Here is an 11940-nt window from a genome sequence, read left to right as displayed (position 1 = left end):
GCTCGACGCGTACGGCGTCGAGCGGCCGGCGACGACATGGTGCGGGGCTGCCGGTACACCGATGGGGGGGACGATCCCGGACGCCGACAGGTGAGGGAGCAGGCCACCCGCCGGGAACTCGCGCTTATTGCTTAGGATTTTGAGTGATCCGGTCAATATTTTGCGGTGCTGAGGTGACAGGTTTCTAGCAGGTCACACATTTGTCAACGGTCCTCACACCGGCACCACGCGCACGCCCACCGTCCGCGCAGCTCAGCGACCCCAACGGGTCCGCCGGAGAGCGGCAATGCAGCGGCCGCACCTCACCCCGGCTCAACACAGCTGTAACGGCTGGGAGTTGCGCAGGCCTCGCGAGGGCGGCCGGCCATCCGCATGACGCATGATCAGGCGTGGCACCCCTTCCCGGGCACCACGAGGGGAAGGAACGGCACGTCCACGATCCCCTCCAGGCCGGCACCCGGGGGGTGCGGTGGGCCAGGAGGAGCTGACGAGGGCAACCACGGAGCCTCCCCGCCACGGCGCCGATCGCCAGAACTCGCGCCCCTCGGGATCGGCCGTCACGACGACGACGCCCTCGTCGTGGTCGTGCCGCTCGCCCGTGGACCGGCCTCCCAGAGCGAGGACCCGGGAGACACCTTGGTCGATGTCGTGGACCGGAACGTCGGGATGCAGGCGGACTTCGATTCCTCTCCGCCGGGCACGGATCGAACATTCCTCGGACCAGGGTGACGCGCTACCCGAACCGGCATTCATGGGTTAGGTTAGGCATACCTAAGTAGCTGTAATGAGGTCTCCCCGCCTGCTCTCTGGAGAACTTGGATGCGTCCTTTCACCTCCCGCGTCACAGAGCCCACCCCTGCCGAACGCGTGCTGTCGATCCTGACCGCGGCCCATTCGATGACAGTGGTGAGCGACGGTCACGACCCCGTCGAGGTGCACCGGCTCGACGGCACGGCCGCGATGGGCCACATCCACCTGCACGAACCGTCCGAGGAGGGCGTCACCCAGTCAGGGCCGCGCATCCCGGTCCGGCTGGAGTTCACCGACATCGCGCCCACGCCGGTGCGTGACCGCATGCGCGCCCGGGTCACGGTGACCGGCCTGCTGTCGGCCCCGTACACCACGGACGCCGCGGAGAGCACCTGCATGGAGTTCGGGCAGGCGGTCTTCGAGGACCACCGGGGACGGGCCTTCGTCACTCTGGACACGCTGCAGGAGACGGAGCCCGATCCGATCGCCACCAGCGAGGCCGGAATGCTGACCCATCTCGTCGACGAGCACGACGAGTTGGTCCCCCTGCTCCTCCGCCTCGTGCAGCCGCAGCCGGACAAGGGCGTCAAGCGCGTCCTCCCCCTGGCGATGGACCGTTACGGCGTGACCCTGCGTCTGGAGTACTCCGCAACACACCGTGACGTGCGGCTTCCGTTCGCGAAGCCCGTGGCCCGCCTCGACCAGGCCGGCCCGCAGATCCACGCCCTGCTGGCCGCCGCCCGCCGCGCCTCCCACCGCAATCAGCTGCTCACCTGACCACCGGCCCCGGGGCCTCGGCCGACGAGGCCGGCGGTCTCCCGGGCAGCCTGTAGCGTGCTCCCGATGAAGACGGGAAGCGAGGAGACCCGGCTGATCGTCGTACGGGGGAACTCGGCATCGGGCAAGTCCTCGGTGGCTGCGGGGATCCGCGACCGGTTCGGCCGCGGCCTCGCCGTGGTCGGGCAGGACAACCTCCGCCGGATCGTGCTGCGCGAGCAGGACCGGCCGGGCGGTGCGAACATCGGCCTGATCGACACGGTGGCGCGCTACGCCCTCGAAGCCGGCTACCACGTGGTCGTCGAAGGCATCCTGTACGCCGACCGCTACGGCGACATGCTCACGGCCCTGATGGCGGACCACCGTGGCGTATCCCGCTGCTACTACCTGGACGTCCCGCTGGACGAGACGTTCGTCCGCCACGCCGCCAAGGCCGATCCCGTGTACCTGGCGCAGGTGACCGAGGACCACCTGCGCGACTGGTACCGGGAGCGCGATCTGCTGCCCGGCGGCATCGAGGCCGTGGTCGACAGCCGGAGCACCCTCGACCGGACGATCGACCGCGTCATGCGCGAGACCGGGCTCGCCGAGCTGCCCGCCCACGAGGACTGAGCCCCTCCGCCCCGAACCAGGAGCAGGACCCGTCCGCCGACGAACGGTTCCGCTCCGGCGTACGCCTGCCGAGGGGCTACAGGGGCGCGTTTTCCGGGCACTCCTCTGTGGGTCGGCCGATGCTTCCGCTGAGCGGCCGCCCCGGTGCGCGCCGGGGCCGGTGGCCGACCGGAGACGGGGGAGGCACGCGTGAGGAAGCCGAGCGGGACCGGGCAGGGCCGGGGAGGCCGTACATGAGGGGATTCTTCCGACGGCCCCGCGTGATCGAGCCGACGGTCTCAGCCGCCGAACAGGACCTGTTCGGCGGGCCGCTGCGCTACGACGGTGCCTTCGCCCGGCACGACCGCGCCCGGCTCGACCTGACGATGCTCTCGGCGGTCCGGGCCATGCCCAGGCTGATCAGCGGCACGCTGCGCCGGGCCTGGGCCGCCGACCGCTCGGCGCTGCTGGCCGTCGGCGTCAGCGAGGTCGGCCAGGGCATCGCGGCGGCTGCGGGTCTTCTGGCGGTCAACTCCGTGATGCACGCGCTGCTGGGCACCGGGGACCCCGTCGAACGGCTGCGAGCCGCCCTGCCCTCCCTGGCCGTCATAGCCGTCGTCGCGGTGGTCAACGCCGGTCTCGCCGGCCTGTCCACGTCACGGGCCGGCCGGCTGGAACCACTGGTCGAGCGGATCGCGACGACCGAATACCTGGAAGCGGCGACCGCGGTCGAGCTGGAGGCGATCGAGGATCCGGAGTTCCGTCGGCTGATCGACGTCGCCCAGTTCGGAGCGACCGCCGCCCGGCACATGATCAGCGCGTGTGTGGCCGCGCTGAACGGCACGATCTCCCTGGTCGCGACCGCGGGCATCCTGACCGTTCTGCACCCGGCCCTGCTGCCGATGCTGTTGCTGATCGCGGCCCCTCGCGGCTGGGGAGCGATGCGGGTCGCCCAGGAGCGGTACACGTCCGTCATGGCATGGGTCGAACACATGCGCGCCAGCCGGCTGATCGCGGGTCTGCTCACCGAGCGCGGCGCGGCCCAGGAGGTGCGGATCCACTCCGTGGGCACGTTCCTCCTGGAGAAGTACCGCGGCATGGCGGAGAGCGCCGAGGCCGAGCAGAAACGGCTCGCGAACGGCAAGGCGATGACCGAGATGGCCGCCGCCGCACTGTCGGGTCTGGCGCTGGCCTCCACGTACGGCGTGATGCTCTGGCTGATCCTGGCCGGACACATGGGTCTGGCCGTGGCGGGTACCGCGGTGATCGCCGTGCGGTCCGGCTCGGCGAGCCTGGGGGCCCTGGTCATGAACGTCAATCAGCTGCACGAGGAGAGCCTGTACGTCCAGGACCACGACCGTTTCCTGGCCGAGGCCGCCCGGCACGCGATTCCCGACGGAGGTCAGCGCCTGCCGGAACGGGTGGGCACGGTGGTCCTCGACAACGTCACCTACCGCTACCCGGACCGTGACGCCCCCGCGCTGGACGGGGTGTCGATCACTCTCCCCATGGGCTCGGTGACCGCCGTCGTCGGCGAGAACGGCTCGGGCAAGAGCACCCTGATGAAGGTCCTCGCGGGGCTCCTGCTGCCTCATGGCGGCACGGTGCGCTGGGGTACGGCGGAGCTGTCGGCCCTCGACCGGTCACAGGTGTTCGACCGCGTGGCTCTGCTCACGCAGGACTTCCAGCGCTGGCCGGTGACCGCCGCCCTCAACATCGGTATCGGCCGTCCCGGCCGCCACGCCGGGCACGATGAGCTCCGGCCTTCCATCGACCACGCCGGAGCGGGTCCGGTCGTCGCGAGGCTCCCCCACGGCCTGCGGACCCTGCTGGCCCGCATGTTCCGCGGCGCCACGGAGCTCTCGGGCGGCGAATGGCAGAAGATCGGCCTCGCCCGTACCCACTGGCGCACCGAGACATGCCGGGCGGACAGCGTGCTGATCGTCGACGAGCCGACCTCGGCACTCGACCCCGAGGCCGAGATCGCCGCCTTCGACGCCATCCGTCGGCTCGCCGGCCCGCACCGGGCCGTCGTCCTGGTCACGCACCGCATGTCCGGCGTCCGCCACGCCGACACCATCTACGTCCTCGACCGTGGCCGGCTCGCCGAGCAGGGTCCGCACGACGAACTCATGGCGGCCCAGGGGCGTTACGCGGCCATGTTCACCACGCAGGCGGCCCAGTACGCGGCTGAGCCCCGTGCCTCGGTGCCGCACCCCGGCCCGCCGCCTGCCCGGAGGCACGCCTGACGCCGCCCGTCGGGACGGCAGCCGGTCCGCATCCGCAGCGGGAGGGCGAACGCGTCCGGGGGGCGGCACCTACGTGCCGCCCCCTGGATGCCGTCGGCGCCTCCTCAGGTCTGAGGACGGCTGCCGTGGTTCGCGCCGTTCTTGCGGCGGGCCTTCTTCTTACGACGTCGCTTCGAAGACATCGAACCTCCTCATTCGGTAGCTCTTGCACGCTATCCACCGGATTGTCGGATCCGGCGATCACAGAGCCCCTTACCCGCCGATGCGGCGCCAAACACCCGACGCTCACACGAACGAGTGGCATACATCACCGTCCGCTACGAACGCCTCGCTCCGTACGCCGAGACCTTCCCGAGGCCACCGACCGGCGCTCCCGCCGCCATGGACAGCCGCCGACCTGCCGTGATGTGATCCGTGCGGCGGAACGGCCCTGCCCGGCGCTGCTCACCGGGCGATCCTCAGGTGCATCGCGGGCGACGGCCGGAACCCCCTCGTCACACATCCGCCGCTCGCACGCCCGTGGGTCCCGCATCGCCACGGCGAGCGCCCGGGTCCCGTCCCCCCAGGCTCGAAAGTTCACCACTCATGCAGAAGACCAAAGCCGCACTCTGGGAATTCCTCCAGGGCCTCGGCAAGACATTCATGCTCCCGGTCGCCCTGCTCGCGTTCTGCGGCATCATGCTGGGCATCGGCTCGTCGCTGTCCAGCGAGGCGGTCACCGACAACCTCCCCTTCCTCAGGGCCGAGGGCTTCCATCTCGTCTTCACCTGGATGGCGAACACCGGACTGGTCGCCTTCACCTTCCTGCCCGTCCTCTTCGCGATGGCGATTCCACTCGGCCTCGCCCGAGAGGACAAGGGTGTCGCGGCGTTCTCCGGCTTCGTCGGCTTCGCCGCCATGAACCTGGCGGTGAACTTCTACCTCACCGCCAAGGGCGTCGATTTCGAGGACGAGGGTGCGATCGAGCACTACGGCATAGCCGACGTGCTGGGCGTGCAGTCCATCGATACGGGACTCCTCGGAGCCGTGGCCGTTGGCATCGTTGTCAGCCTCCTCCACCAGCGCTTTCGTGCGCAGCGGATGCCCGACGCGCTGGCCTTCTTCGGCGGCCTGCGCTTCGTCCCGATCATCTCCGCCCTGGCACTCAGCGTCCTCGGCCTGCTCATACCGCTGGTGTGGCCGACCTTCAACGGCTGGATCACCGCTGTGGGTCGCGGCATCGGGCACACCGGCGTCTTCGGGCCGTTCTTCTTCGGCATGGGAGAGGTGCTGCTGCGGCCGATCGGCCTGCACCACATCCTCGTCGCCATGTTCCGGTTCACCGACGTGGGCGGTTCGGGAGCCGTGTGCGGGGACCAGGTCTCCGGAGCCCTGAACATGTTCTACGCGCACCTGGACTGCGCGGGCACGCCGAACTCCGCCGTCACCGACGCCACGCACTTCCTCTCCCAGGGCAAGATGGCTTCCTACCTGGGCGGCCTGCCCGGCGCGGCGCTCGCGATGTACCACTGCGCGAACCGGAAGATGCGCCCGGAGATCAAGGCCCTGCTGGTGTCGGGCGTGGTGGCCTGTGTGGTCGGCGGCATCACGGAACCGCTGGAGTTCCTGTTCCTGTTCGTCGCACCGTGGCTGTACGCCATCCACGCGGTCCTGGTGGGACTCGGCTTCCTCACGGCCGCCCTGCTCGGCGTCTTCATCGGGAACACCGACGGCAACGTCATCGACTGGCTGGTCTTCGGCGTCCTCCAGGGCTCGACGACCAAGTGGTACCTGGTCCCGGTGATCGCGGCCGTGTGGTTCGCCGTGTACTACTTCCTGTTCCGCTGGGCGATCACCCGCTTCGACCTCAGGACCCCCGGCCGCGAGGACGACGAGCCCGAGGCGGAGGAGGACGGTGCACCCGTCGCCCCGGGCGGGGAGGCGGAGCCCGTACGCGAACTGGTCGCGGGGAAGTACGACGCCGTGGCGATCCTCGACGCGATCGGCGGCGCCGGCAACATCCGGTCCCTGGACAACTGCATCACGCGCCTGCGCATGACGGTGGAGGACGCCGGCGAGGTCGACGCGGCACGACTGAAGAAGCTCGGCGCCGTGGGCGTGATCAAGCTCGACGACCACACCGTGCAGGTCGTCATCGGGCCGCAGGTCCAGTCCGTGAAGGACGCCATCGCCACCATGATCCCGGTGGGCTGATCATGGCGAACGCATCCCCCGGCGCGACCGGGGCCGCCCGGGACCCCTACGGCTTCGGCACCCCGGTGGACCGGCACGGCACCTGGTGCACGCAGTGGGACTACGTCGAGGACCGCTTCGGCGTCCCCGGGCTGCTGCCCTTCACGATCTCCGACATGGACTTCGAGACGGCCCCGGAGATCATGACCGCCCTCCGCGGCCGCCTGGACCACGGCGTGCTGGGCTACTCGCGGTGGCGCCAGGACGACTTCCTCTCCGCGATCGTCCACTGGTACGCGACGAGGCACTCGACAGCCGTCGACCCCGAGTCGATCGTCTACGCGCCGTCCGTCGTCTACCAGCTGTCGCAGCTGCTCCGGCTCTGGTCGCGCCCCGGTGACGGCGTGGTCGCCCACACCCCCATGTACGACGCGTTCCCCAAGACCGTGGCGGCCCACGGGCGGCAGCTGCGGGGGTGCCCGCTCGACGACTGGGAGGAGCTGGAACGGCTCCTGGCGCTGCCCGACACGGCGGTGCTGCTGCTCTGCTCCCCGCACAACCCGACGGGCCGGGTCTGGTCCGCGGACGAGCTGGACCGGATGGCGCGGCTGTGCGAGCGGCACGGTGTCGCGGTCGTCAGCGACGAGATCCACTCCGACCTGGCACACGCCCCGCATGTCCACCGGCCCTGGGCGGGAATCGGCGGCGAGGGCCGGTGGGCTGTGATCACCTCGGCGTCGAAGTCGTTCAACATACCGGCACTGACCGGCAGTTACGGGATCATGGGCGACCCGGTGTCCCGAGACGCGTACCTGCGGCAGCTCAAGGAGGCGGACGGCCTCTCCTCCCCCGCCGTGCTGTCGCTGGTCGGTCACATCGCCGCGTACAGGGAGGGGGGTCCCTGGCTGGACGCCCTGCGCGCGTACCTGGCGGGCAACCTCGCGCTGGTGGCCGACCGCCTCGGCACGGAGTTCCCACAGCTCGGGTGGGAGCCTCCGCAGGCGGGGTACCTCGCCTGGATCGATCTGCGGCCGCTCGGCGTCGACGACGGTGCGCTGCAGCGCGAGCTCGTCGAGGTGGAGAAGGTGGCCATCATGCCGGGGGCCGCCTACGGCGCCCCGGGGCGGGTGCGGCTGAACGTCGGGTGCCCCCGGTCCAAGGCGGAGGCGGGCATCGAAGCCCTGGTGCGCGCGCTGCACCGCCTCACCGGGGCCGGGCGGACACCGGACCCGTCGCGCTGAGCTCGTCGGCAGGGCCGGGCTGCGGCCCCTGCGAAGGTGGAGCGGGCTCATGAGCCTCGAACCGCCCGAGCGGGGGCCGTTTTCGTTCGGCACCCCGGCGGGGGGGGCGGGGCGGCGGCCCGGGGGCCACGACGGCAGCCGCTCGCCGCACGCGCCGCAGGGGCGACACACCGTTGCCACCGGCCTGCGGACCGGGCCGGCCCCCCCGCTCGGCGCCGGGCTCCCGGACCGAGCGGCCATTTTGCCCGCACATGGTTCCACCGCCACTCTTGACATATATATAATTGCTATATGCATCAATCGTCGTCCCCGGTAGGCCCCACCGACGAGCAGCGCATCGAAAGTGCCGCTCGGGGCCTCCTCCGAGGCATCGGACGGCTCTCGCAGACACTCTTCCGCACCGGGGACTTCGGGCTCGGCCGCAGCCAGGTGGCCGTGCTCGACGCCCTGGAGGACGGCCCACGCCGGGTCACCGCTCTCGCCGCGCACACCGGCATGGCCCAGCCCCGCGTGACCGTGGTCCTGCAGGGCCTGGAGGAAAGCGGTCTGGCCACGCGTGAACGGCGTGCGGCCGACCGGCGCGTCGTCGAAGCCTCCCTGACCCCTGCCGGACGGGACCTGCTCGACCGGGGGCGCCGGCGGATGGCCGCCGCACTCCTGAAGGGCCTCGACGCGGGCGTCGACGACTCCGAGCGCGCCGTGGGTGCCGCACGGGACGCCCTCACCACCTTGTCGAACGCGATGGATTCGGAGCCCTTTTGATCAGCCCAGATACCAGGCCGTCGGACACGGCACCGGAACTCGCGCCCCCTGCGCCTCCCCCCGGACCCCCCGCACCCGGTCCGGGCGCCGCACGCGCCGTGGCACCGCACCGGGTGGGCGGGCCCCGCCGGTGGTGGGACTGGGTGCTCGCGGCGGATCCCGGCCTCGGGCAGCTCCAGGCGGGATGGCGCACCCTCGTCGCGATGGTGACCTCTCTCGCGGTCGGCTACGGGATGGCCGGGGCCCTGGACGTCCCGGCCGTGATCGGCATGATGGTCGGCGGGATGATGGGCCTGATGAGCGCCTTCGCCGTCGCCGAGAACACCTGGCAGCGTCTCTCCCGCGCCATCCTGTGGATGCCGTTCCCCTACGCCGCCGTCCTGTGGCTGGCCGCCGAGCTGCATGACGACCGCGGCCTGGAGATCACCCTGATGGTGGTCGCGCTCGCGCTCACCTTCTTCCTCGCCCGGTTCGGCCAACTCGCTCTGCTCACGGGCATGATGCTCTTCAACGGTCTGATGGTCGGCATGATGGCGGGCATCCCGTCGACGATGTCGGGCAAGGCCTTCGCCGTCGCCCTGGTGTCGGCCGTCGCGGTGCTCCTGACACGGTTGCTGCTGTGCTACCCGATGCCGCGCGAGGACCTGCTGCGCACGCAGCGCGCCTTCGTCATCGAGGCCCGGCGGGTGGCGGACGCGGCCGTCGAGGCGCTGGACCCCGACGCGGACCAGGAGCGGGCCGTACGCCGCATGGCGCGTGCCCTCCAGCACCTCAACGTCACCACCGTCACCATCGACGGCCGGCTCGCGCAGCCCGAGGTCGCCGCCGGCCCCGACATGGCCGAGCTGCTGCACCGGCACCTCTTCGACGCGGAACTGGCCCTGCGCGGCATCGGCCGCGCCGTGCAGGACCTGGCCCGCCTCGACGTTCCACCGCCCCTGCGCGAGGCGATGACCGTCGGGCTCGTCATCGCGCGGGACACCCCCCTCGGCAGCGCCCAGGGCCTTCGCCCGGCCGCCGAGCACATCCGCCGGCAGGCCGACCGCCTGCTCGACGGCTCCGGTGCCGACGGGCAGGCGGAGACCGTCGAGGCGGCCCACCGCGTGGCCCACCTCCTCGACTCCCTGGCCGGCTCGCTCTCGCGCTGGCTCTCGCTGGGCTGGAGCTCCCCCGAATCCCCGGCCGAGGTCCCCTTCCAGCCGACCGTGGCCCTGGAACGCAACCGCCCCGCCGGGTCGGCGGCCGCGACGCAACGTGTGCTCGCCGCCCGGACGGAGAAGAGCTGGCGGCGCGCGATCCCCTTCGTGCGCGCGCCCCTGCACGCCGGAGTCGCCGCGGCCATCGTCTGCCCCCTGACCGACGCGATCGACCCGCAGCGCTTCTACTGGGGTCTGGTCGGCGTGATGATCACCCTCTTCGGCACGAACACGACGCACGAGCGCCTGCGCAAGTTCGCCCACCGCATGGCGGGCACCGTGATCGGCGCGGTGCTCGGGATCGCACTGCTCCACCTGCTGGGCCACGGCCATGTCTACGGGACGCTCACGGTCATCGTGGCGGGGCTCGCCCTCGGTGCCTGGGGGATGCAGCGCGCGTACGCCCTGTGGGTCGTCGGACTGGTGGTCGCGCTGGTGCAGCTGTACGGGCTGACGACGCCGTACGACGGCATGGACCACCTGCTCGGCGAGCGTCTGCTGGACAACGGCCTCGGCATCCTCGTCGCGACCGCGTGCGCCGCACTGATCTTCCCGCTGTCCAGCCGGAGGATCACGCGGGAGGCCGAGCGCGGCTACGTGTCCGCCGCCGACGACCTCGTGGCGCAGCTCGCCCTGCGCTGGGGGGACCCCGATGCCCCCGTCCGGCTGCGCGGAGCCGCTCGCGCGGTCGACTCCGCCCTGTTCCAGGTCGTGAGCCTGGCGCGTCCGCTGGTCCGGATGCCGCTCGGCCTGCGGGGACGTGACGTGGACAACCGCGCCGCCCTGCTCACCACGGCTACCGGTCACGCCCGTGCCTTGGCCGCCGCGGCGGACATCGATCTCGACCTCGCGCCGCGGTCGGCCGAACGCTTCGCTCTCGTCACCTCGACGCTGAGCTCCTCACTGCGCGCTCTCGACCGCGCGTTGACCACGGGCGAGCCCGAGCGGGGCTGGCAGCGGGTGAGCCCGCTGCTACGGGAGATGAGGGCGGACCTGGACGAGGCGCCGCCCGGACCGCGGGCGTCGCGCATGCGCACGGCCCTGCGGGAGCTGGCCGCACTCGACGAGACGCTCGCCGGTTACGCGGAGCGGTGCGGACTCACCGTTCACGACAACTCACCCGAGATGGAACCGTGTTCACCGATGGAGCGCCGCACCCGGGCGCTGATGGCGGAGTGGGCCCTGCGACCGGCGGCTACGGGCGCCACGCGTGCCGAGGACGCCTCACGTCCGTCGGCGGCCACTGCCGTGCCCCGGGCGGAAAGGATCGCGACAGTGGCGGCGACGTCCGGACGGAGCCCCTCGCCCGCCTCGTGCGGCGGACTCACCGTCACCGGCACCGTCCGTTGCGGCACGCACGCTGCGGGGTGCGCCGGCTGGGTCACGGTGATCGACGCCCGGGGCAAGCGGGTCGCGGCAGGAGCCGTCCGGTCGGGCCGGTACCGCGTCGAGGGGGTCCGGCCGGGAAGCCACACGCTCATCGTCTCGGCGGCGGCCCACACCCCGCACGCGGAGTTCCTGCACGTAGGGGAGAAGCGAGAGGCCGGCCCCGTCACTCACGACATACGGCTCTAGCGACCGTCCCGCTCGGTCGGCCTCGGTACGCGACGGTGCCTCCCGGGCAGGGTGGCCGCCAGCTCGCCCACCAGGGAGACGTCGTGGCACGTGCCGTCCCGGCCGCCCCGGCACCACCACACCGGTGGGCCGGCCGTGCCGCTCTCGCCCTCGGACCAGTCGCCCTGGCACCAGTCGTCCGTGGTCCCCGCGGGACGAGGATGCATTCCGGTCCTGTGTTCCGCGCAGACCGGCCAGACCTGCCGGAGCATTTCCATGAGGGTCTCCTGCGCCGCATCGGCGACCACGGCCAGGACCGTCGTCGCGTCGTCCGGCTCCGGTGGGTCGCCCTCCTCGAGGTCGCACGCGTTCACCGCGTTGCCGTGCCAACGGCCGTCCGGCATCGCCACGTAGACCTGTTCCCTCTCGATCCCGCCCGAGGGCGAGGGCTGCCATGGCGGGGAGACCATCAGCATCAGCGCGCCCTGCCCGGGGAGGGTCGCCGTCACGTCGCGATTGACTGCGGCGAGCGCGGTCTCGGTCTTCGGCCACCGGCCGGGCTCGGCCCGTCCGGGCTCCGGGGGGTCCCGCCGGTCGTGACCAGGTCCCGGGCTGGAGTACGAGAAGTGATTCACCGAGGCATCATCC

The 11940-nt window shown here is 71.7% G+C and carries 10 protein-coding genes; 7 read left to right on the top strand and 3 right to left on the bottom strand.

All coding sequences use genetic code 11. The features are described 5' to 3' along the window. Positions 1 to 312 precede the first annotated feature (312 nt). Positions 313 to 753, bottom strand: a complete 441-nt coding sequence (locus ACFUNE_RS22930; RefSeq protein WP_383570992.1) for a VOC family protein — start codon at positions 751 to 753, stop codon at positions 313 to 315. 66 nt (positions 754 to 819) lie between these two features. Between ACFUNE_RS22930 and ACFUNE_RS22925 the strand changes: the two genes are divergently transcribed. The 3 genes from ACFUNE_RS22925 (at position 820) to ACFUNE_RS22915 (ending at position 4367) form a co-directional block, all read left to right on the top strand. Then, a complete protein-coding gene (locus ACFUNE_RS22925; protein WP_383570989.1) occupies positions 820 to 1527 on the top strand; it encodes a DUF2470 domain-containing protein in 708 nt (235 codons plus the stop codon). Positions 1528 to 1593: 66 nt separating this feature from the next. After that, on the top strand, positions 1594 to 2139 hold the full coding sequence (locus tag ACFUNE_RS22920) for an AAA family ATPase (RefSeq protein WP_383570986.1): 546 nt from the start codon (positions 1594 to 1596) through the stop codon (positions 2137 to 2139). Positions 2140 to 2372: 233 nt separating this feature from the next. Further along, positions 2373 to 4367 (top strand): ATP-binding cassette domain-containing protein, encoded by a 1995-nt coding sequence (locus tag ACFUNE_RS22915; protein ID WP_383570983.1) that lies wholly within the window; start codon positions 2373 to 2375, stop codon positions 4365 to 4367. Positions 4368 to 4471: 104 nt separating this feature from the next. Here ACFUNE_RS22915 and ACFUNE_RS22910 read toward each other — a convergent pair whose 3' ends face one another. Then, the gene (locus tag ACFUNE_RS22910; RefSeq protein ID WP_371604899.1) at positions 4472 to 4549 is read right to left on the bottom strand and encodes a 50S ribosomal protein bL37; all 78 of its coding nucleotides are present in this window, start codon (positions 4547 to 4549) and stop codon (positions 4472 to 4474) included. Positions 4550 to 4952: 403 nt separating this feature from the next. Here ACFUNE_RS22910 and malX point away from each other — a divergent pair, with 403 nt between their 5' ends. From malX to ACFUNE_RS22890, 4 genes are all read left to right on the top strand, one after another. Continuing rightward, complete coding sequence (gene malX / locus ACFUNE_RS22905) at positions 4953 to 6560, top strand: maltose/glucose-specific PTS transporter subunit IIBC (protein WP_383570980.1); 1608 nt, start codon at positions 4953 to 4955, stop codon at positions 6558 to 6560. Between the two features lie 2 nt (positions 6561 to 6562). After that, positions 6563 to 7780 carry a MalY/PatB family protein gene (locus tag ACFUNE_RS22900; RefSeq protein ID WP_383570977.1) on the top strand — a complete coding sequence of 406 codons (1218 nt, stop codon included), beginning with the start codon at positions 6563 to 6565 and terminating at the stop codon, positions 7778 to 7780. Between the two features lie 291 nt (positions 7781 to 8071). Next, positions 8072 to 8542, top strand: a complete 471-nt coding sequence (locus tag ACFUNE_RS22895) for a MarR family winged helix-turn-helix transcriptional regulator (protein WP_383570974.1) — start codon at positions 8072 to 8074, stop codon at positions 8540 to 8542. Positions 8543 to 8640: 98 nt separating this feature from the next. Further along, a complete protein-coding gene (locus ACFUNE_RS22890; protein ID WP_383570971.1) occupies positions 8641 to 11313 on the top strand; it encodes an FUSC family protein in 2673 nt (890 codons plus the stop codon). Here the strand turns inward: ACFUNE_RS22890 and ACFUNE_RS22885 are convergent. Next, the gene (locus ACFUNE_RS22885) at positions 11310 to 11927 is read right to left on the bottom strand and encodes a hypothetical protein (protein WP_383570968.1); all 618 of its coding nucleotides are present in this window, start codon (positions 11925 to 11927) and stop codon (positions 11310 to 11312) included. The genes ACFUNE_RS22890 and ACFUNE_RS22885 overlap by 4 nt on opposite strands. Positions 11928 to 11940 lie beyond the last annotated feature (13 nt).

Origin of the sequence: Streptomyces sp. NPDC057287 (genome assembly GCF_042667905.1) — a bacterium.
In the GTDB taxonomy this organism is placed as follows: Bacteria; Actinomycetota; Actinomycetes; order Streptomycetales; family Streptomycetaceae; genus Streptomyces.
The sequence above is the reverse complement of the archived record's forward strand: the minus strand, read 5'-3'. Positions and strand labels throughout refer to the sequence as shown.

Bases quoted from the DNA above. Each gene is read 5' to 3' on its own strand.
- ACFUNE_RS22930 (WP_383570992.1), bottom strand. From the start codon at position 753: ATGAATGCCGGTTCGGGTAGCGCGTCACCCTGGTCCGAGGAATGTTCG.
- ACFUNE_RS22925 (WP_383570989.1), top strand. From the start codon at position 820: ATGCGTCCTTTCACCTCCCGCGTCACAGAGCCCACCCCTGCCGAACGC.
- ACFUNE_RS22920 (WP_383570986.1), top strand. From the start codon at position 1,594: ATGAAGACGGGAAGCGAGGAGACCCGGCTGATCGTCGTACGGGGGAAC.
- ACFUNE_RS22915 (WP_383570983.1), top strand. From the start codon at position 2,373: ATGAGGGGATTCTTCCGACGGCCCCGCGTGATCGAGCCGACGGTCTCA.
- ACFUNE_RS22910 (WP_371604899.1), bottom strand. From the start codon at position 4,549: ATGTCTTCGAAGCGACGTCGTAAGAAGAAGGCCCGCCGCAAGAACGGC.
- malX (WP_383570980.1), top strand. From the start codon at position 4,953: ATGCAGAAGACCAAAGCCGCACTCTGGGAATTCCTCCAGGGCCTCGGC.
- ACFUNE_RS22900 (WP_383570977.1), top strand. From the start codon at position 6,563: ATGGCGAACGCATCCCCCGGCGCGACCGGGGCCGCCCGGGACCCCTAC.
- ACFUNE_RS22895 (WP_383570974.1), top strand. From the start codon at position 8,072: ATGCATCAATCGTCGTCCCCGGTAGGCCCCACCGACGAGCAGCGCATC.